Consider the following 24507-nt stretch of genomic DNA (forward strand, 5'->3'; position numbering starts at 1 on the left):
CTCGCGTTTTAGCTGAGCTCGTTCTCGATGAAATCGAAGAGATCGTCGTCGGACGCCCCGTCAAGCCGCTGCGTGATGCTCTCAGCGTCCTTCGCTCCGCCCTCGTCGCCGTTCAGCCTGGCAAGGAGTACGTGGAGTCGAGCCGCGATGGCCGTTCGCCCGGCATCGTCCGGTTCAGCCGTGGAAAGTGATGCCTCGAGTTTTTCCAGGTCCGCGATCAGCGGAGAGGCGGATACCCCTTCGTCGGGCAGGACACCCGCTCGCACATGCTCTGCCAGAGCCTTTGCGTTGGGGTAGTCGAAGACCAGGGTGGTGGGCAGTCGCAGCCCGGTGTCGGAGTTCAGCCGGTTACGGAACTCCACCGCGGTGAGTGAGTCGAACCCCAATTCCTTGAAGGCTCGGTCGGATTCCACGCCTTCCATACCGGCGAATCCGAGAACCGCCGCCGCGTGACCGCGCACGAGGTCGAGCACAGCGCGCTGCCGCTCGCCCGGAGCCAGCGCGAGGAGCCTTTCCCGCAGTGCCGATCCACCCTCGGCGTGGCTCTCCTCGGCGGCACGGGCCTGCTCCAGGGCCGATACGACCTCGGGCAGGTCGCCGAGCAACGGGCTCGGCCGCTCCACGGTGAACAAGGGCGCGAACCGCTCCCAATCCACGTCGGCGACCGTCACCACACCGTCATCACCCGCGACCGCCCCACGCAGCGCCGCGAGAGCCAGTTCTGGCGCCATCGCGGGCAGGCCACGACGGGCCAACTGGTCGCCACCGTCGCCGGCCGCCATACCGCTTTCCGCCCACGGCCCCCACGCCACAGCCGTACCAGCAAGACCCCGACCCCGACGATCCTCCACCAACGCGTCCAGATAGGCGTTGGCCGCACCGTAAGCAGCCTGACCACCACTGCCCCACACACCCGCGATCGAAGAGAACACCACGAACGCGTCCAACTCACGATCACCCAACAACGCGTCCAGATGCTCGGCACCCGTCGCCTTGCCGGAGATCACAGCGGCAGCATCCGCCAATCCCATCCCCGCAAGTTCCGCCGCCTGCTCCACACCCGCCGCGTGGAAGACCGCCCGCAACGGAAACTCCTCCGGAACCGCCTCCAACACCCCAGCCAGCGCCTGGCGATCAGACACATCACACGCCACCACCGACACCCGAGCGCCTAGGCCCACCAACTCATCCCGCAACGCCACAGCACCCGGCGCCTCAAGACCACGACGGCTGGTCAACACCAGATGCTCGGCACCATTACCCACCAGCCAGCGAGCCACCCGGCCACCCAGCGCACCCGTACCACCGGTCACCAACACCGTGCCACGCACCCGCCACGGCGTTACGTCAGCGACAGGCGCCGCCGACCGGGCCAAACGACGCACGAACACACCAGAACCACGCACCGCGACCTGGTCCTCGCCGCCCTCACCGACCTCGGCGGACAGCACACCCACCAGCCGCGCGACCGCACGCTCATCCAGCACCTCGGGCAGGTCAACCAGACCACCCCACAACCCCGAGTGCTCCAACCCCACCACCCGACCCAGACCCCACACCTGCGACTGCACAGCACTCGCCAACCGATCCGAACGCCCCACCGACACCGCACCCCGCGACACACACCACAACAAACCCCCAGCACCCACCTCCACCAACGCCTGCACCAACGTCAACGTCGAAGCAAAGCCAGCAGACAGCTCCGGGTGCCCCGGACACGGCCCCTCATCCAGAGCGAGCAGGGACACCACACCACCCAACTCCGGTGCAGACTCCAGAGCTTCGCGCAACCGCCCGCTCAGCACCCCGGACTCCAAGTCCTCCTCATCCACCACCAGCGACACCACACCCGCACCATGCCGCTCAAGCCCCGAAACAACCCCCGCCACCAACTCGTCCTCAACACACGCCCCCGGGACCACCACCAACCACGTCCCCGACAACGACCCACCCACCACATCCCCAACCGGCTTCCACGACACCCGATAACGCCAACCATCAAGCGTGGACTGCTCGCGGTTGCTCCGGTGGTACGCGGACAGCGCGGGCATGACCCTACTCAGCGGCGCATCGCGATCAACGTCGAGCGCCTCGGCGAGCGCTTCGAGATCCTCGCGCTCGACCGCTTCCCAGAACCGCGCGTCCACCGAGTCCGCGGTCGTCGAGCCGGAATTCCGGCCGCCGCCGGACGCGGACACCTCGGGCCAGAACCGTTCACGCTGAAACGCGTAGGTGGGCAGCTCCACCTTGCCGGCACCATGTCCGGCGAATACCGCTTCCCAGCCCACCGTGGCACCGTGTGCGTGCAGTTCGGCAAGCGCCGTCATCAAAGACCCTGCTTCGGGTCGCTCTTTACGCAGCACCGGGACCAGAACCGCCGCCGAAGTGTCCTCGGCGTGTGCCGCGAGGCAGTCCTGCGCCATGGCGGTGAGCACACCGTCCGGACCGACTTCCAAGAACCTTGTCACGCCCAACGCCTCAAGCGAACGAACCCCATCCGCGAACCGAACCGCCTCACGCACATGCCGGACCCAATAGTCCGGAGAACACGCCTCCCCCTCCGAGGCCAGCCCGCCCGTCACGTTGGAGACCAGCGCCATGGTCGGCGGCGCAAAAGGGATCTCACGGACTACTTGGCCGAACTCGTCCAACATACTGTCCATGAGGTAAGAGTGAAACGCATGTGAGACCCGCAATCCCCTAGTCTTTTTCCCCATCGCCGTCCATGTGTCCGCCACCTCCTGGACCGCTTGCGTGTGCCCGGCGATCACCACTGCCGTCGGGCCGTTGACCGCCGCGATGCTCACCTCGTGCTCACGGCCGGCAAGCGAGGCGGCGACCTCCCCCTCGGATGCCTGGATGGCCACCATCGCGCCGCCCTCCGGCAGGGCCTGCATCAACCGACCACGCGCCGCGACCAGCGTGCACGCGTCCTGAAGCGAGAACACCCCGGCCACATGCGCGGCGGCGATCTCACCCACCGAGTGGCCCATCACCACATCCGGGGTGACGCCCCAGTGCTCCAGCAACCGGAACAACGCCACCTCGACGGCGAAGAGCGCGGGCTGCGTGAACGCGGTCCGGTCCAGCAGCTCGGCGTCCGCGCTGCCCTCGGCCGCGAACATCACGTCCTTCAGCGGACGGTCAAGGAGTACGTCCAGATGGGCGCACACCTCGTCCAGGGCGCGGGCGAACACCGGGAAGGCGTCGTACAACTCCCGCCCCATACCCAGGCGTTGCGCACCCTGACCCGAGAACAGGAACGCCGTCCTACCGCCCGATACCGCCTGCCCCCGCACCACACCGGAGGCGATTCCGCCCCCGGCCACGGCCTCAAGACCACGCAGCAGGGTCGCCCGGTCCTCGCCGACCAGCACGGCACGGTGCTCGAACACCGACCTGGCCGCCAGCGAGTACCCCACATCCAGCACACCGAGGTCGCCCCGGGCCGCCACATGCGCGGCCAGCCGCCCGGCCTGTGCCCGCAACGCCTCCTGGCTCTTGGCCGAGAGCAGCCACGGCACCACTGTCGACGCGTCGACGGTCGCGGAAGCGGAGACCGGTGTGGAATCGGGAGCCACGGTGTCCGAAGCCGCGGGCTGCCCGGCCTCCGGCGCCTGCTCGATAATGGTGTGAGCGTTGGTCCCACTCAGCCCGAACGAGGAGATGCCCGCCCGACGCGGACGGCCGGTCTCCGGCCACGCGGTGGCCTCCGTCAGCAACCGCACCTCACCCGCCGACCAGTCCACCTGACTCGACGGCTCATCCACATGCAGGACCTTCGGCAACACGCCCTCGCGCATCGCCATCACCATCTTGATGATGCCCGCGACACCGGCCGCCGCCTGCGTGTGCCCGATGTTCGACTTGATGGCACCCAACCACAGCGGCTGCTCCGCAGGCCGCCCCTGACCATAGGTCGCCAGCAGCGCCTGCGCCTCGATTGGGTCACCCAACGTCGTCCCCGTGCCGTGCGCCTCCACCGCGTCCACCTCGGCCGCCGACAACCCCGCACTCGCCAGCGCCTGCCGAATCACCCGCTGCTGCGAAGGACCGTTCGGCGCCGTCAGACCATTACTGGCACCGTCCTGGTTGACCGCCGAACCCCGCACGATCGCCAACACCGGGTGACCATTGCGCCGCGCGTCCGACAGCCGCTCCACCAGCAGCAAGCCGACACCCTCGGACCAACCCGTACCATCCGCCGCGTCCGCGAACGGCTTGCACCGGCCGTCGACCGCCAGCCCACGCTGCCGGCTGAACTCCACGAACGCACCGGGCGACGACATCACCGAGACGCCACCGGCGAGCGCCAGATCGCACTCGCCCTGGCGCAGCGCCTGCATGGCCATATGGAGTGCCACCAGCGACGACGAACACGCCGTGTCCACCGTCACCGCGGGTCCTTCGAGACCGAAGGTGTAGGAGATACGACCCGACACCACGCTGGCCGCACTGCCCGTGCCCAAGTGGCCTTCGAGGTCGCCCTGGGAGTCCACCCACAATCCGGCGTAGTCCTGGCCGTTCGTTCCGACGAACACACCCGCCCGGGCGCCTCTCAGCGACTCGGGAGCGATACCGGCGCGCTCGAACGCCTCCCACGAGGTCTCGAGCAGCAACCGCTGCTGCGGGTCCATGGCCAGCGCCTCACGCGGGGAGATCCCGAAGAACCTGGCGTCGAACCGCGGGGCGTCGTAGAGGAAGCCGCCCTCGCGGGCGTAGGACGTGCCGAGCCGCTCGGGGTCGGGGTCGTACAGCGCGTCGAGGTCCCAACCACGGTCGGCGGGGAATGCGGAGATGGCGTCGGCGCCTTCGGCCACCAGCCGCCACAGGTCCTCCGGGGTATGGACATCTCCGGGGAAGTGGCAGCTCATCGCCACGATCGCGATGGGGTCGTCGTCCACGGCCACCGCGTTCGGCTGGGCGGTGTCGAGGGCCGGCCGGGCCGTGCCGAACGCCTCGGCGTCCAGGTAGTCGGCCAGTTCGACGGCCGTCGGGTAGTCGAAGACGAGCGTCGCCGGGAGGCGCAGGCCGGTCGCGAGGTCCAGCCGATTGCGCAGCTCGACCGCCGTGAGGGAGTCGAACCCGAGGTCGCGGAAGGCGCGGCCGGGTTCGATCGAGTCCGCCGAGGTGTGGCCGAGCACCGAGGCCGCGTGGCCGCGGACCAGCTCCAGCACGGTCTCGTTGCGTTCGGCCGCCGACAGTCCGGCGAGCTTCCCGGCGAAGGTGGCCGCCTGCGTACCGGCGCCGTCGTCGTATGTGGCCAGGTGCTCGCGCGCCTCGGGGATGCCGCTGACGAGAGTGCCGCCATGCGCGGCGGCCAGCGCCGGGGCCAGGCGTTCCCAGTCGACGTCCGCGACGACGAGTGACGCCTCCTCCTGGCCGACGGCCCAGCTCAGCGCGTCCACCGCCAGCGCCGGAGCCATCGCGGACACCGCGCCACCGCGCACCCGCTCCCCTGCGCGGCCACTCGCGGCCATACCGGATTCGGCCCAGGGCCCCCAGGCCACCGCCGTACCGGCCAGCCCGGCACCACGGCGCGCCACGGCCAGCGCGTCCAGATACGCGTTCGCCGCCGCGTAGGCACCCTGCCCGGCGCCGCCCACCACGCCGGCGAACGACGAGAACAGCACGAACGCGTCCAGTTCCAGGTCGGCCGTCAGCTCGTGCAGCAGCCGCGCGCCCTCGACCTTCGCCCCCAACACCCCGGCGAGCTGCTCGATGGTCAGGCCGTCCAGGACGCCGTCATCCAGCACGCCGGCCGCGTGCACCACACCGCGCAGCGGGTAGCGCTCGGGAATCCCCGCCAGCACCTCGGCCAGCGCCTCCCTGTCGGAGGCGTCACAGGCCACCACCTGCACGGCGGCGCCGAGCCCTTCCAGTTCCGCCCTCAGCTCGGAGGCGCCCTCCGCCGCGAGCCCACGACGGCTGGTCAGCACCACGTGTTCGGCACCCTCACGCACCGCCCAGCGCGCCACATGCGCGCCCAGCGCACCCGTACCCCCGGTGATCAGCACCGAGCCACTCGGCCGCCATGCCTCGCCGCCCGTCGACGCCGTACGCACCAGCCGCCGGCCGAACACACCGGAGCCCCGGATCGCCGTCTCGTCCTCACCGTCCTCCGCGGACAGCACACCGGCCAGCCGCGCCACGGCGCGCTCGTCCAGCGTCTCGGGCAGATCGACGAGCCCGCCCCAGCTCTGCGGATGCTCCAGCGCCGCCACCCGGCCGAGGCCCCACACCTGCGCCTGCGCGGTGCTCGTGAGCCGGTCGGAACGGCCCACCGACACCGCGCCCCGCGAGGCACACCACAGCCGAAGGCCCACGTCCAGCCCGGCCGCGGCCTGCACCAGCCGCAGCGTCAGCGCGAGTCCGGCGGCGACCACCGGCTCCGCGGCACACGGCTCCTCGTCCAGGGCGAGCAGCGACAGCACACTCGCGTCGGGCTCGCCACCGAGCGCACCGCGCAGCAACTCGGCGAGCCCATCGCGGTCCACGTCGCCGCCGACCGGCACCGGTACGACGCGAGCGCCGTGCTTCTCCAGCCCCTGTGTGATCGTGACGGTCAGTCCGCTGTCGGCGAGCCCGGCGGGCACCACCAGCAGCCAGGTGCCCGACAGTGTCCCCGCCGCCGCATCCGGGACGGGCTTCCAGGAGACCCGGTAGCGCCAGCCGTCGACCGTGGCCCGGTCGCGCTGCTGACGGCGGTAGGAGGACAGCGCGGGCAGCAGCTCGCCGAGCGAGCCACCACCGTCGACGTCCAGCGCCTGTGCCAGTGCCTCCAGGTCCTCGCGCTCCACCGCGTCCCAGAACCGCGCGTCCACCGAGTCGGCGGCGGAAGCAAGCGAAGCAGGCGCACGGTCCTCCAGCCAGTAGCGCTGACGCTGGAAGGCGTACGTCGGCAGCTCCATCGTCCGCGCACCGCGCCCGGCGAAGACCTGCTCCCAGGCCACCTCGACACCGTGCACATGGAGTTCGGCCAGCGCCGCCGTCAGCGCCTGAACCTCCGGGCGGTCCTTACGCAGAACAGGGGCCACGACCGGGGTCGAACCGGCGTCCGCCCGCAGGCAGTCGCGCGCCATGGCGGACAGCACACCGTCGGGGCCGACCTCGACAAACCGGGTCACGCCCAGCTTCTCCAGCGCCCGCACCCCGTCCGCGAACCGCACGGCCTCCCGGACATGGCGCACCCAGTACTCCGCCGAGCACACCTCGTCGGGGCCCGCCGCCTCACCCGTCACATTCGACACCAGTGCGATCGACGGCGCCTGGAAGGACAGCCCCTCGACGACCTCGCGGAAGTCGCCGAGCATGGCGTCCATGCGGGGCGAGTGGAAGGCATGGCTGACGCGCAGTCGGCTGGTCTTACGGCCCTGCTCGGCCCACTGTGCGGCGACCTCCAGTACGGCGACCTCGTCACCCGCGATGACCACGGCCGTCGGGCCGTTGACCGCCGCGACACTCACCTCGGCCTCACGACCGGCGAGTGATCCTGAGACCTCCTCCTCGGACGCCTGGATGGCCACCATCGCCCCACCGGACGGCAGCGCCTGCATCAGCCGACCACGCGCGGCGACCAGCGTGCACGCGTCCTGAAGCGAGAGCACCCCCGCCACATGCGCGGCAGCGATCTCACCCACCGAGTGACCGATGAGCACATCAGGAGTGACACCCCAGTGCTCAAGGAGCCGGAACAACGCCACCTCGACGGCGAACAACGCCGGCTGCGTGAACGCGGTCCCGTCCAGCAGTTCGGCATCCGCACTGCCCTCGGCCGCGAACATCACGTCCTTCAACGGACGGTCAAGCACGACGTCCAGGTGCGCGCACACCTCGTCAAGGGCGCTGGCGAACACCGGGAACGCCTCGCACAACTCCCGCCCCATACCCAGGCGTTGCGCACCCTGGCCCGAGAACAGGAACGCCATCACACCCGACGTGTTCGCGACGCCCTGTACCGCTCCGGGTGCCACTTCACCGGTCGCGACAGCCTCGACGCCGCGCAACAACTCCGCGCGGTTGGCACCCACGATCACCGCGCGGTGTTCATGCGCCGCCCGGGTCGCCACCAGCGAGTAGCCCACATCCAGCGCGCCCAGCTCGGCACGCTCGACCAGATACGACCGGAGCCGCTCGGCCTGGGCACGCAGAGCCTCCGCGCTTCTGGCGGAAAGCGCCCAGGGCACGACGCCGTGATCCTCGACCGGGGCCGCCGGGGCGGGCCGCGCCTCGTCCTCGACCGGCGGGGCCTGTTCGATGATGGTGTGGGCGTTGGTACCGCTCACGCCGAAGGCGGAGACACCGGCCCGACGCGGACGGCCGGTCTCGGGCCACTCGGTGGCCTCCGTCAGCAGCCGCACCCCACCCGCCGACCAGTCCACCTGCCGCGACGGCTCATCCACATGCAGCGACTGCGGCAACACACCATGCCGCATCGCCATCACCATCTTGATGATGCCGCCCACCCCGGCCGCGGCCTGCGTGTGGCCCAGGTTCGACTTCAGCGAACCCAGCCACAGCGGACGACCCTCCGGCCGCTCCTGGCCGTAGGTGGCCAACAACGCCTGGGCCTCGATCGGGTCACCCAGCGTCGTCCCCGTACCGTGCGCCTCCACCACGTCCACCTCGGCCGCCGACACCCCGGCGTTGGCGAGGGCCTGTCGGATCACCCGCTGCTGCGACGGCCCGTTGGGCGCGGTCAGACCGTTGCTGGCGCCGTCCTGGTTGACCGCCGAACCCCGCACGATCGCCAGCACCTGGTGACCGTTGCGCTCAGCATCCGACAGCCGCTCCACCAGCAGCATGCCCACACCCTCGGACCAGCCCGTACCATCCGCGGCGTCCGCGAACGGCTTGCAGCGGCCGTCGGGGGCCAGCCCACGTTGCCGGCTGAACTCCACGAACGCGCCGGGGGTGGCCATGACGGTGACACCGCCGGCGAGCGCCATGTCGCATTCGCCCTGACGCAGCGCCTGCGCGGCCTGGTGCAGGGCGACCAGCGACGACGAACACGCCGTGTCCACCGTCAGCGCCGGCCCCTCAAGACCCAGCGTGTAGGAGATGCGACCGGAGACGACCGAGGTCGCGTTGCCGGTCAGGATCTGCCCTTCCAGTTCCCCGGCCGCGCCGTCGTGACCGACTCCGTAGCCCGAGGTCGCGGCTCCGACGAACACGCCGATCTGGCGGCCACGTACGGAGGTGGGAGCGATGCCGGCGCGCTCGAACGCCTCCCAGGACGTCTCAAGCAGCAGCCGCTGCTGCGGGTCCATGGCGAGCGCCTCGCGCGGCGAGATCCCGAAGAAGCCCGCGTCGAACTCGCCCCCGTTGTGCAGGAAGCCACCTTCACGGGCGTAGAAGGTGCCCAGACGCTCGGGGTCCGGGTCATACATCCCCTCCACGTCCCACCCACGGTTGGACGGGAAGTCGGAGATGGCGTCACCACCGCTGGCCACGAGCCGCCACAGGTCCTCGGGGCTTCCGACGCCGCCCGGGAAGCGGCAGCTCATCCCGACGATCACGATCGGGTCGTCATCGACCGGGTTCACCACCGCCGAAGGCACCACCACCGCCTCCCGCGTACCCAACACCTCGGCACGCAGATGAGCGGCCAACACCGACGGACTCGGGAAGTCGAAGACCAGCGTGGCCGGCAACACCAACCCCGTCTCCGCGTTCAACCGGTTACGGAACTCCACCGCGGTAAGCGAATCGAAACCAAGCTCCTTGAACGCCCGCCCCGGCTCAACCACCTCCGCACCCGCGAAACCCAACACCGCCGCGGCCTGACCACGCACGAGGTCCAGCAGAGCCCGATCGATCTCGGCCTCGGTCAGCCCCGCCAGACGCTCCCGCAGCCCCGTCGACGCGTCGCCTGCCTGGCCGGACGAGCTCGCGGCGTCGAGTGCCCTTCGAACCTCGGGCAGGTCACCGAGCAGCGGACTCGGCCGCTCCAAGGTGAACAAGGGCGCGAACCACTCCCAGTCCACATCGGCGACCGTCACCACACCGTCATCACCCGCGACCGCCCCACGCAACGCCGCGAGAGCCAGATCAGGCGCCATCGCGGACAGACCACGACGAGCCAACTGATCACCACTGTCACCGGCCGCCATACCGCTTTCCGCCCACGGCCCCCAGGCCACAGCCGTACCAGCCAGGCCCCGGCCCCGACGGTCCTCCACCAACGCGTCCAGATAGGCGTTGGCCGCAGCGTAAGCAGCCTGACCACCGCTGCCCCACACACCCGCGATCGAGGAGAACACCACGAACGCGTCCAACTCACGATCACCCAACAACGCGTCCAGGTTGACGGCGCCGGCCACCTTGCCCGACACCACGGACGCCGCATCCGCCAACCCAACACGCACAAGCTCCGTCACCTGCTCCACACCCGCCGCGTGGAAGACAGCCCGCAACGGAAACTCCTCCGGAACCGCCTCCAACACCCCAGCCAGCGCGTCCCGATCAGACACATCACACGCCACCACCGACACCCGAGCACCTAGACCCACCAACTCATCCCGCAACGCCACAGCACCCGGCGCCTCAAGGCCACGGCGGCTGGTCAACACCAGATGCTCGGCACCATTACCCACCAGCCAGCGAGCCACCCGGCCACCCAGCGCACCCGTACCACCGGTCACCAACACCGTGCCACGCACCCGCCACGGCGTTACGTCAGCAACAGGCACCGCCGACCGGGCCAAACGACGCACGAACACACCAGACCCACGCACCGCGACCTGATCCTCGCCGCCCTCACCGACCCCGCCAGACAGCACACCCACCAGCCGCGCGACCGCACGCTCATCCAGCACCTCGGGCAGATCCACCAGACCACCCCACAACCCCGAATGCTCCAACCCCACCACCCGACCCAAACCCCACACCTGCGACTGCACAGCACTCGCCAACCGATCCGAACGCCCCACCGACACCGCACCCCGCGACACACACCACAACAAACCCCCAGCACCCACCTCCACCAACGCCTGCACCAACGTCAACGTCGAAGCAAAACCAACAGACAGCCCCGGATGCCCCGGACACGGCCCCTCATCCAGAGCAAGCAGCGACACCGCACCACCCAACTCCGGCGCAGACTTCAGGGCTTCGCGCAACCGCCCGCTCAGCACCCCGGACCCGAAGTCCTCCTCATCCACCACCAGCGACACCACACCCGCACCATGCCGCTCAAGCCCCGAAACAACCCCCGCCACCAACTCGTCCTCAACACACGCCCCCGGGACCACCACCAACCACGTCCCCGACAACGACCCACCCACCACATCCCCAACCGGCTTCCACGACACCCGATAACGCCAACCATCGATGGTCGACTGGTCGCGGCTGCTGCGCCGGTACGCCGAGAGCGCGGGCAGAACCGCGCCCAGCGTCGCTTCGTCATCGAAGTCGAGCGTCTTGGCCAGCGCTTCGAGATCCTCGCGCTCCACGGCCTGCCAGAACCACGCGTCCACCTCGTCCCGGATGCCGGCGTCAACACCGGATGATCCGTCGGCGGACTTCTCGATCCAGTAGCGCTGACGCTGGAACGGGTAGGTCGGCAGGTCGACCCTGCGAGCTTCGAGACCGTCGAACGCCGGCCGCCAGTCGACAACGGAGCCATGGACATGCAGCCGCGCCAGCGTCGTGGTCAGGGCGACGGCCTCCGGACGGTCCTTGCGCAGCACCGGCACGACCACGGGCGCCGAGCCGGACTCGGCCCGTTCCGCCAGGCAGTCCTGTGCCATCGCCGAGAGCACACCGTCGGGGCCCACCTCCAGGAAGGTGGTCACGCCCTGCGCGTCGAGCGTCCGCACCCCGTCCGCGAACCGCACGGCCTCCCGCACATGCCGCACCCAGTACTCCGGCGAGCACACCTCCGCGTCCGCCACCTTGCCGGTGACGTTGGAGACGAGATCGAGGGAGGGAGAGGCGAACGACAGGGCTCCCACGACGCGGCGGAAGTCGTCCAGCATCGCGTCCATGCGGGGCGAGTGGAAGGCATGGCTGACCCGCAGGCGACGGGTCTTACGGCCCTGCTGCTCCCACTGCCCGGCGATCTCCCGTACGGCGGCCTCATCACCGGCGATGACCACGGCCGTCGGGCCGTTGACCGCCGCGACACTCACCTCGGCCTCACGACCGGCAAGCGAGGCGGCGACCTCCTCCTCGGACGCCTGGATGGCGACCATCGCGCCACCCTCCGGCAGCGCCTGCATCAACCGACCACGCGCCGCGATCAACGCGCACGCGTCCTCCAGCGAGAACACCCCGGCCACATACGCGGCAGCGATCTCACCCACCGAGTGGCCCATCACCACATCCGGGGTGACACCCCAGTGCTCCAGCAACCGGAACAACGCCACCTCGACGGCGAACAACGCCGGCTGCGTGAACCCCGTCCGATCCAGCAGCTCGGCATCCGCACTGCCCTCCGCCGCGAACATCACGTCCCGCAACGGACGGTCCAGTACGACGTCCAGGTGCGCGCACACCTCGTCCAGAGCCTGAGCGAACACCGGGAAGGCTTCGTACAACTCCCGGCCCATGCCCGGGCGCTGCGCACCCTGGCCCGAGAACAGGAACGCGAGGGTGTCCTCGGTCCGTGCCACACCCTGGACGACCTGAGCCGCGTTCTCACCGTTGGCCAGAGCCTCCAGGGCGCGGAGGAGGCCATCACGATCCTCGGCGACCACGGCCGCGCGGTGATCGAAAGCCGAACGGGTCGTGGCCAGGGAAAAGGCCACATCGGTCGGTGACAACTCCGGATGCGCACTCATGTGGGCATGGAGCTGGCTCGCCTGGGCGCTCAGCCCCTCCGCGCTCTTACCGGACACCAGCCACGGCAGGACGGCGGGCTGCTTCGCCACGTCGGCCTGGGGGGCGGTGGCCTCCTGTTGTTCATCGAGGTCGGCCTCCGGCGCCTGCTCGATGATGGTGTGGGCGTTGGTCCCGCTCAGCCCGAACGAGGAGATGCCCGCCCGACGCGGACGGCCGGTCTCGGGCCACGCGGTGGCCTCCGTCAGCAGCCGCACCTCACCCGCCGACCAGTCCACCTGACTCGACGGCTCATCCACATGCAGGACCTTCGGCAACACGCCCTCGCGCATCGCCATCACCATCTTGATGATGCCCGCGACACCGGCGGCTGCCTGTGTGTGCCCGATGTTCGACTTGATGGCCCCCAGCCACAGCGGCTGCTCCTCCGGCCGCTCCTGACCGTAGGTGGCCAGCAGCGCCTGCGCCTCGATCGGGTCACCCAACGTCGTACCCGTACCGTGCGCCTCCACCGCGTCGACCTCGGCCGCCGACAGCCCCGCACTCGCCAGCGCCTGCCGGATCACCCGCTGCTGGGACGGCCCGTTCGGCGCCGTGAGTCCGTTGGACGCGCCGTCCTGGTTGACCGCAGAACCCCGCACGATCGCCAACACCGGATGGCCGTTCTTGCGCGCGTCCGACAGCCGCTCCACCAGCAGCAGGCCCACACCCTCGGACCAGCCCGTGCCGTCCGCGCCCTCCGCGAACGGCTTGCACCGGCCATCGACCGCCAGCCCACGCTGCCGGCTGAACTCGATGAACGAACCGGGCGACGACATGACCGACACGCCGCCGGCGAGCGCCATGTCGCACTCGCCCTGACGCAGCGCCTGCATGGCCATATGGAGTGCCACCAGCGACGACGAACACGCCGTGTCCACCGTCACCGCGGGCCCCTCAAGACCGAAGGTGTAGGAGATACGGCCCGACACCACGCTGGCCGCACTGCCCGTCAGATAGCCCTCGAGTTCGCCTCCCACCTCATAGAGATGGGTCGCGTAGTCCAGGCCACTCGTGCCGACGAACACCCCGACCGGCCTGTTGCGCAGGGAGACGGGGTCGATACCGGTCCGCTCGAACGCCTCCCATGAGGCTTCCAGCAGCAGCCGCTGCTGTGGGTCGGTCGCCAGCGCCTCACGCGGAGACATCCCGAAGAACTGCGGGTCGAACTCGTCGGCGTCGTAGAGGAAGCCGCCCTCACGGGTGTAGCTCGTCCCCGGGTTGTCCGGGTCCGGGTGGTACAGCGTCTCGTTCTCCCAACCGCGATCGGTCGGGAACTCGGAGATGGCATCGACACCATCCATGACGAGTTGCCAGAGCTGCTCGGGGGTGCGCACGCCGCCGGGGAAGCGACAGCTCATACCGACGATGGCGATGGGCTCTTTCGAGGCCGCGACCAGACGCTGGTTCTGTAGCTTGAGGCGGTCGTTTTCCCGCAGAGAGGCGCGCAGCGCTTCGACAACTTTTTCGGAGGACGTAGCCATCAGTAGCTCCACACTTCCAACAACATCAAAGGTCAGCGCCGCCCAGAGCCCTCTGGACGAGGTCATCGACATCCATCGTGTCGACCGCGCTACTCAGTTCTTCCTGCGGCGCCGACTCAGAGCCGCTCTCCGATATCTGAGCGAGTTCGAGCAGGGTGTCCATGAGTCCGGCTTCACGGAAACGCGCGAGCGGAATGGAAGCCAACGCCTCGCGTATCCGGTCCTCTTCCGAGCCGTTTCGCTCGGCCCCACCGCCTTGCGGGAACATGCCTGCTTCCAGGTGCTCGGCCAGGGCGATGAGGTTCGGGTAGTCGAATGCCAGAGTGGTGGGCAGCTCCAGGCCGGTGATCGCGCCCAGCCGGTTGCGAAGCTGAACGGCCGTCAGGGAGTCGAATCCCAGCTCTGTGAACGACCGGTCATTCCCGATGGCGTCGGGGGCCGTGTGCGCCAGGACAGCGGCGACGTGCTGGCGCACCAGCTTGCGTAGCTGGCGCTGACGCTTCGCCGAGGGCAGCGCCTCCAGGCTGGTGCGCAGCTCGGTCGCCGCCGACTCGGTCGCCGCCGGGTCGGAAGGCGTCAGTGACGCCGTCGGCCGCTGCGTCTCCATCAGCTCGCTCAGCAACGCTGTCGCCCGGTCCGCCCCCAGCTCGCCCGCGAGCCGCTCCCATGCGACATCGGCTACGAGGAGGAAGGCTTCGTCCAGGTCGAGAGCACGCTGAAGTGCGGAGATGGCCAGGTCCGGGTCCATCGGGGCCATGCCGCCCCGCCTCATCTGCTCTTCGAGCTCCCCGTCGACCGCCATGCCGCTGCCGGCCCAGGCGCCCCAGGCGATGGACGTCGCCGGAAGGCCATCCGCGCGCCGCTGCAACGCCAACGCGTCCAGATACGCGTTACCCGCCGCATAACTCCCCTGACCCGGCCCACCCAACGTCCCCGCCGCCGACGAGAACAACACGAACGCGGACAGATCCATCTCCGCCGTCAACTCGTGCACGTTCCGCGCCGCGACCACCTTCGGACGCAACACCCCAGCGGCCCGTTCCACCGTCAGGGCATCCACCACACCGTCATCCAGCACACCGGCCGTGTGCACCACGGCAGTCAGCGGCAACTCCCGCGGAATGCCCGCCAACACCGCCGCCAACGCCTCACGATCCGCCACATCACACGCCACCACCGACACCCGAGCCCCCAGACCCTCCAACTCGGCCTTCAACTCGACGGCACCCTCGGCCTCCAACCCACGACGACTCGTCAACACCAGATGCTCAGCACCCCGACGAGCCAACCAACGAGCCGCATGGCCGCCCAACGCGCCCGTTCCACCGGTCACCAGCACCGAACCGCTCGCACGCCACCCCTCAACACCCGCGGCCTGAGGTGCGGAAGCGCGTACCAACCGCTTGGCGAACACACCCGAACCACGTACCGCGACCTGGTCCTCACCCTCCACACCCGCCAACACCCCGACCAGACGCGACACAGCACGCTCATCGAGCGTCTCGGGAAGGTCGACAAGCCCTCCCCAACGCTGCGGTTGTTCAAGCGCCGCGACGCCGCCGAGGCCCCACACCTGCGCCTGTGTGGCGCTCGCGAGCCGGTCGGAACGACCCACCGACACCGCGCCCCGGGTGCCACACCACAGCCGAGCGCGCACGCCCAGCCCTGCCACGGTCTGCACCAGCCACAGCGTCAGCGCGAGCCCGGCGGACACCGGTTGCCCGGCCATCGGCTCCTCGTCCAACGCGAGCAACGACAGCACCCGGACCTCGGATTCGCCGTCGGCCGCGGCCAGCAGTGCCCGGGCGAGCACGTCACGGTCCGCGCCCGCGTCCACCGCCACCGGTACGACACGGGCACCGGACTTCTCGAGCCCTTGGGAAATCGTCTCGGTGAACTCGCTGCCCGCGAGCCCGGCGGGCACCACCAGCAGCCACGTGCCCGACAGTGTCCCCGCCGCCGCCTCCGGAACCGGCTTCCAGGCGACCCGGTAGCGCCAGCCGTCGACCGTGGTCCGCTCGCGCTGCTGACGGCGATACGAGGCCAGCGCGGGCAACAACTCGCCCAGCGAACCGCTCCCGTCGACGTCCAGCGTCTCCGCCAGCGCCTCCAGGTCCTCACGTTCCACCGCGTCCCAGAACCGCGCGTCCACGCTGTCCACCGCGGCGGAACCACCCGGCACGGAGCTGGCCGACGCCTCCGCCGGGTCCTCCAGCCAGTAGCGCTGACGCTGGAAGGCGTACGTCGGCAGCTCCACTGTTCGCCCACCACGCCCGGCGAAGACCTGCTCCCAACCCACCTCGACACCGTGCACATGGAGTTCGGCCAGCGCCGCCGTCAGCGCCTGTATCTCCGGGCGGTCCTTACGCAGAGCGGGTGCCACGACCGAGGCCGGGCCCGCGTCCGCCCGCAGGCAGTCCTGCGTCATCGCGGTGAGCACGCCGTCGGGACCCACCTCCATGAACGAGGTCACTCCGAGCTTCTCCAGCGCCCGCACCCCGTCCGCGAACCGCACCGCCTGCCGCACATGCCGCACCCAGTACTCCGCCGAGCACACGTCGTCCGCGCCCGCTGGCTCACCGGTCACGTTGGAGACCAGCGCGATGGTCGGTGGGGCGAACGACAGCCCCTCGACGACCTTGCGGAAGTCGCCCAGCATGGCGTCCATACGCGGCGAGTGGAACGCGTGGCTGACCCGCAGGCGACGGGTCTTGCGGCCCTGCTGCTCCCACTGCCCGGCGATCTCCCGTACGGCGGCCTCATCACCCGCGATCACCACGGCCGTCGGGCCGTTGACCGCCGCGATGCTCACCTCCGCCTCACGACCGGCAAGCGACCCAGCGATCTCCTCCTCGGACGCCTGCACCGCCACCATCGCGCCACCCTCCGGCAGCGCCTGCATCAACCGACCACGCGCCGCGATCAACGCACACGCGTCCTCCAGAGAGAACACCCCCGCCACATACGCGGCAGCGATCTCACCCACCGAGTGGCCCATCACCACATCCGGGGCGACACCCCAGTGCTCCAGCAACCGGAACAACGCCACCTCGACAGCGAACAACGCCGGCTGCGTGAATCCCGTCCGATCCAGCAGCTCAGCATCCGGACCACCCTCCGCCGCGAACATCACGTCCTTCAGCGGACGGTCAAGGAGCACGTCCAGATGGGCGCACACCTCGTCCAGGGCGCGGGCGAACACCGAGAAGGCGTCGTACAACTCCTGCCCCATACCGAGGCGTTGCGCACCCTGGCCCGAGAACAGGAACGCCCGCAGCCCGGAAGCGTTCGCGACGCCCTGAACCAGTCCCGGGGCGGCTTCGCCGGATGCGACGGCATCGAGTCCGGCGAGGAGTTCCGCACGACTCGCGCCCGACACCACCGCACGGTGCTCGAACATCGACCGCGTCGCCACCAGCGAGTGACCGACATCCCACGCACTCCACTCAGCCCGCTCCAACAGGAACGCCCTGAGCCGCGCCGCCTGCGCCCGCAACGCGTCCGCACCACGCGCCGACAGCAACCACGTGGCCACACCACCGTCGACACCGGAAGCCGGAACTTCCCCGGCCCCGGACTCTTCCTCGCCGGCCGGCGGGGCCTGCTCGATGATGGTGTGCGCGTTGGTCCCACTCACGCCGAAGGCGGAAACACCGGCCCGACGCGGACGCCCGGTCTCCGGCCACTCGGTGGCCTCCGTCAGCAGCCGCACCTCACCCGCCGACCAGTCCACCTGCCGCGACGGCTCATCCACATGCAACGACTGCGGCAACACACCATGCCGCATCGCCATCACCATCTTGATGACCCCAGCCACGCCCGCAGCCGCCTGCGTATGACCAATGTTCGACTTCAGCGCGCCCAGCCACAGCGGACGATCCTCCGGCCGCTCCTGACCGTAGGTGGCCAACAACGCCTGGGCCTCGATTGGGTCACCCAGCGTCGTACCCGTGCCGTGCGCCTCGACCACGTCGACCTCGGCGGCGGACAGTCCGGCGCTGGCCAGCGCCTGGCGGATCACCCGCTGCTGGGACGGGCCGCTGGGCGCGGTCAGACCGTTGCTGGCGCCGTCCTGGTTGACCGCCGAACCCCGCACGATGCCCAGCACCTGGTGGCCGTTGCGCCGCGCGTCCGACAGCCGCTCCAGGAGCAGCATGCCCACACCCTCGGACCAACCCGTACCATCCGCCGCGTCCGCGAACGGCTTGCAGCGGCCGTCGGGGGCCAGGCCACGCTGCCGGCTGAACTCCACGAACGCACCGGGCGACGACATCACCGAGACGCCTCCGGCGAGCGCCAGGTCGCATTCGCCTTGGCGTAGCGCCTGCGCGGCCAGGTGCAGCGCGACCAGCGACGACGAACACGCCGTGTCCACCGTCACCGCGGGTCCCTCAAGACCGAGCGTGTACGAGATACGACCGGATGCCACGCTTCCGGCGCTTCCACTGCCGAGAGATCCCTCGAAGCCCTCGGGAACCTGCCGCAGCCGGGTGCCGTAGTCGTTGTACATCACGCCCACGAACACACCGGACCGGCTGCCCCGCTTGGTCGTGGGGTCGATACCGGCCCGTTCGAACGCCTCCCACGAGGTCTCAAGGAGCAGCCGCTGTTGCGGGTCGGTCGCCAGTGCCTCGCGCGGACTCATGTCGAAGAACGCGGGGTCGAACTGGTGCGCGTCGTAGAGGAACCCGCCGTTCTGGGCGTAGTACGTGCCCTCGCGGTCGGGGTCCGGGTCGTACAGGCGCTCAAGGTCCCATCCACGGTCGGACGGGAACTCGGACATCGCATCCGTGCCCGCCATGACCAACTGCCACAGCTCTTCGGGGGTCCGCACCCCGCCCGGAAAGCGGCAGCTCATACTCACGATCACGATGGGGTCGTTGTCCACCGGCGTGCCCGGCGTGGCCAGCGCCACCGCGCCCGCCGACGAGGCAGCGCTGTCTCCGCCCAGGATTTCGTCACGAATGTGGCCGACAAGTGCCATCGGGGTCGGATAGTCGAAAACCAGCGTGGCGGGCAGCCGCAGACCTGTCTCCGCGGTGAGCCGATTCCTGAGATCGACCCCCATCAGCGAGTCGAAGCCGAGTTCCTTGAAGGGCCGTCGTGTGTTGACGGTCTCGGCGGTGGAGTGTCCGAGGGCCGCCGCGGTTTGCGCGCGGACCAGCTCCAGCAACATCTGATCCTGCGCTGCCTGCGGCAGGCCCGCGAGGCGGCGGCGCAGTTCATGGGGAAGGCTTTCGTCCTGCTCCGATCGCACGACACGGCGCGCTGTCACGGTGGGCACGACGTTGCGGAAGAGGGCGGGGAGTTCGGCACCCTGCGCACGCAGCGCCGGGACGTCCAGCCGGAAGAGAACCGGAACGACCGCATCCGAGACCAGAGCCGCGTCGAATAGCTCAAGCCCCTCCTGGGAGGAGAGCGGCACCAGGCCGGAACGCGACACTCGGCGCAGGTCCCTCTCGCCGAGGTGTCCGGTCATGCCGCTGGCCTCGGCCCACAAACCCCACGCCATCGACACACCCGGCAACCCCCGAGCCCGCCGCCACGACGCCAAACCATCCAAGAACACGTTCGCCGCCGCGTAATTGCTCTGCCCCGCACCGCCCAACACACCAGCCGCCGACGAGAACAACACAAACGCCGACAGGCCCGACTCGGCCGTCAGCTCATGCAAGTTCCACGCCGCATCCACCTTCGCCCGCAACACCGACTCAACCCGCACACGCGTCAACGACGTCAACAACCCGTCATCCAACACACCCGCCGCATGCACCACACCACTGAGCCCGAAACCCTCAGGCAACCCCGCCAACACCCCAGCCAACGCCTCACGATCCGCAGCATCACACGCCACGACCACCACCTCAGCGCCAGACGCTTCCAACTCCGCCCGCAACTCCGCCGCACCCTCAGCCCCCACACCACGACGAGAGAGCAACACCAACTTCTTCACCCCGTGGCGCTCCACCAGGTGCCGGGCCACCAAACCACCCAGCACACCCGTGCCACCCGTCACCAACACCGCACCCGAACCAAACACCCCCGGCCCCGACGGATCCGGCACCGGCACCCGGCCCAAGCGCGGTACCCGTACCGCACCCGACCGCACCACCACCTGCTCCTCCCCCAAGGCCAACACCCCGGGAAGAACACCCTCAACACCCTCCAGATCATCGGTGTCCACCAACACCAAACGCCCAGGACTCTCCGACTGCGCAGACCGCACCAAACCCCACACCGCAGCCCCCGCCAAATCCACCACACCACCACCCACATCAACAGCACCCCCAGTCACCACCACCAACCACTCACCCACAACACCCTCACCCTCATCCCCCACCCACGACCGCACCCGCTCCCACACCTCAACAACCCGCCCATACACCTCACCCACCACACCCGAACCCACATCGCCAGAGACCACCCGCACAACCTGAGTCCCCGGCGCCACCTCACCCGCCGCCACAACCCCAGGCGCCTCCACCCACTCCACCTGGAACAACGCATCCCGCGCCACCCCACCCACCGCACTCAACTGGCCCGCGTCAACCGGCCGCAACACCAACGACTCAACCGACGCCACCCCACGCCCCGACTCATCCCCCACCCACACCGACACCGCGTCCGAACCATCGCCCGCCGCTGCCAACCGCACCCGCAACGACGTCGCACCCACCGCCTCCAAAGCAAACCCACGCCACGAGAACGGCAGCAAGCTCCCCGAACCACCCGCCAAACCCTCGCTCACACCCATCGCGTGCAACGCCGCGTCAAACAACGCCGGATGCAAACCAAACCGGCCCGCCCGCTCCCGCTCACCCTCCGGAAGCTCGACCTCCGCGAACACCTCACCACCACGCCGCCACGCACGCCTCAACCCCTGGAAAACCGGCCCATACTCCAGTCCGTTCTCCGCAGCCCGCGCATACTCACCCGACACATCAACCAACTCAGCCCCCACCGGCGGCCACACACCAAAGTCGAAGGGAGCCACGTCGGCGGCTGGCATCGGTGCGAGGACACCGCGGGCATGGCACGTCCACGGCACGTCCTCGCCCGCTGCCTCCTCCCGCGAGAACACGCTCACCTCGCGGAAGCCGGAAGCGTCCGCCTCCCCGGCCTCGACCTGGATGCGCACCCCACCGTGCTCGGGCAGGATCAGCGGCGCCTCAAGGACGAGTTCCTCAATCCGGCCACAGCCGACCTGGTCCCCGGCCTGCCCCACAAGCTCGACAAACGCCGTCCCGGGCAGCAGCACGACCCCGTGGACGGCGTGGTCCGCCAGCCACTCATGCGTGGCCAACGACACCCGACCGCTCAGCAGCACCCCGCCACCACTGGCCAACGACACCACCGCACCCAACAACGGATGCCCCAACGAACCCAACCCCACCGAACCCACATCACCCACACCCGCAGGGGCATCAAGCCAGAAGCGCTCCCGCTGGAAGGCATACGTCGGCAAGTCGACCTGCCGACCGCCTCGGCCCTCCAACACAGTGACCCAGTCCACCTCGACGCCGTTCACGAACACCTCGGCGGCGGAGGTCAGGAACCGCTCCAGGCCGCCCTCGTCCCGCCGCAAGGTCCCCACAACCACGGCCTGCGCCTCGACGGCCTCCACCGTCTGCTGCACCGGCAGATTCAGCACCGGATGCGGGCTCACCTCAATGAACACACCATGCCCAGTGCCCAGGAGAGTACGGGTCGTGGCCTCCAGCTCAACCGTCTGACGCAGGTTGCGATACCAGTACTCCGCGTCCAGAGCGGCCGTCTCCACCAGCTCACCCGACACCGTCGAGTAGAACGGCACCTGCGAGGTACGCGGCGCGATGTCCGCCAGGACCCTCAACAACTCCTCGCGGATCGACTCCACATGCGCGGAGTGTGACGCGTAGTCCACCGGCACCCGGCGAACCCGCACCTCCTCACCCTCAAGCTGGGCCACCAGTTCATCCAACGCACCCGGATCACCAGACACCACAACCGAACCCGGCCCGTTAACCGCGGCAACCGATATCGCGCCATCCCAACCCGCGATGCGCTCCCGCGCCTGGTCCACCGACAGCCCCACCGACACCATGCCACCACGACCCGCGAGACCACCCGCGATGGCCCGCGACCGCAACGCCACCACCTTCGCGGCATCCTCAAGCGACAACGCGCCCGCCACACAGGCCGCCGCGATCTCACCCTGACTGTGACCCATCACCGCATCTGGCACCACACCCACCGAACGCCACAACTTCGCCAGCGACACCATCACCGCGAACAACACCGGCTGCACCACATCCACCCGATCAAAACCGGGCGCACCCTCGGCGCCACGCAGCACATCCGTCAACGACCAGTCCACATACGCCGACAGAGCCGCCTCACACTCACCCACCGCATCGGCGAACACCGGCGAGGAATCCAACAACCCCACCGCCATACCCACCCACTGCGCACCCTGACCCGGGAACACGAACACCGAACGACCGGGAGGCGCGCTCTCGCCCACCACCACGCCCGGACGAGCGGACTTCTCCGTGACGGCGTCCAGGCCGGACAGCAACGCGTCCCGGTCCCGGCCCACCAGCACCGCGCGGTGCTCCAGCACCGACCGAGTCAGGACCAGCGACCGCGCCACGTCGGCGGCGCCCAGTTCCGGACGCTCGGCCACGAACTCCCGCAACCGGCCCGCCTGCGCCCGCAGCCCCTCCTGGCTACGGCCCGACACCACCCAGGCCACCGGACCATCGACGACCCCGGCCTCGGGCTCCTCCGCCGCCTCGGCCTCCGGCGCCTGCTCCAGGATCACGTGCGCGTTCGTCCCGCTCACACCGAACGAGGACACACCGGCCCTGCGCCGCTCACCCGTCTCCGGCCACGGGGTCGACTCGGTCAGCAGCGACACCGCCCCCGCCGACCAGTCCACATGTTCCGACGGCTCGCCCACATGAAGCGTCTTGGGCAACACGCCGTGCCGCATCGCCATCACCATCTTGATGACGCCGCCCACGCCCGCGGCCGCCTGTGTGTGCCCCACGTTCGACTTGAACGAGCCCAGCCACAACGGCCGGTCGGCTCCGGAGCGTTCCTTGCCGTACGTGGCCAGCAGCGCCTGCGCCTCGATCGGGTCGCCCAGCGGTGTTCCGGTGCCGTGCGCCTCCACCGCGTCCACATCGGCGGCGGACAGGCCGGCGTTGCGCAGCGCGTCGCGGATCACCCGCTGCTGGGAGGGGCCGTTGGGCGCCGTCAGCCGGCTGCTCGCCCCGTCCTGGTTGACGGCGGCGCCCCGTACCACGGCCAACACCTGGTGCCCGTTGCGCTGGGCGTCGGACAGCCGCTCCAGCAGCAGCACACCGGCGCCCTCGGACCATCCGGTGCCGTCGGCGGCGTTCGAGAACGACTTGCAGCGTCCGTCCGCGGCGAGGCCGCGCAACCGGCTGAACTCGATGAACACCCCTGGTGTCGCCATCATGGCCACGCCGCCGGCGAGCGCGAGCGAGCAGTCGCCCTTGCGGAGCGCCTGGACGGCCAGTTGGAGCGCCACGAGTGACGAGGAGCACGCGGTGTCCACGGTCACGGCGGGGCCTTCGAAGCCGAAGGTGTACGAGATGCGGCCGGAGGCGATACTTCCGGCGCTGCCGTTGCCGAGGTGGCCTTCGAGGCCCTCCGGTATGGCCTGGATGCGGGAGCCGTAGTCGTTGTACATCACGCCGACGAACACGCCGGTTCGGCTGCCGCGCGCGGACGCCGGATCGATGCCCGCCCGCTCCAGCGCTTCCCACGAGGTCTCGAGGAGCAGCCGCTGCTGCGGGTCGGTCGCCAGTGCCTCACGCGGGCTCATACCGAAGAAGGAGGCGTCGAAGCCGTTCGCGTCGTGCAGGAACCCGCCCTCACGCGTGTAGCTCTTGCCCGGCTTCTCCGGGTCGGGGTCGTACAGGTCCTCGTCCCACCCCCGGTCCACGGGGAAGGTGGAGATCGCGTCGGTGCCCGAGGCGACCAGCTCCCACAGGTCTTCGGGCGACTCCACCCCTCCGGGATACCTGCATCCCATGCCGACGATCGCGATGGGCTCCCGGTCCCTGTCCTTGAGTTCCTTCAGCTCCTGACGAGTTTCGTGCAGGCTGGCCGTCGCGCGCTTGAGGTAGTCGCGCAGCTTGGTCTCGCTCACCGTTTCTGGTCACTCCTCTGAGCACCCCGGACAGGGGTGGAA

At 69.7% G+C, this 24507-nt stretch carries 2 protein-coding genes; both read right to left on the reverse strand.

All coding sequences use genetic code 11. From position 1 onward, the window contains the following. Positions 1-8 precede the first annotated feature (8 nt). Positions 9-14303 carry a type I polyketide synthase gene (locus tag AC3CHW_RS05810; RefSeq protein ID WP_488469775.1) on the reverse strand — a complete coding sequence of 4765 codons (14295 nt, stop codon included), beginning with the start codon at positions 14301-14303 and terminating at the stop codon, positions 9-11. Between the two features lie 25 nt (positions 14304-14328). Next, positions 14329-24465 (reverse strand): type I polyketide synthase, encoded by a 10137-nt coding sequence (locus AC3CHW_RS05815; protein WP_488469776.1) that lies wholly within the window; start codon positions 24463-24465, stop codon positions 14329-14331. Between the last annotated feature and the right edge of the window lie 42 nt (positions 24466-24507).

This window comes from Streptomyces sp. MGP-BFMKR1 (assembly GCF_057766585.1).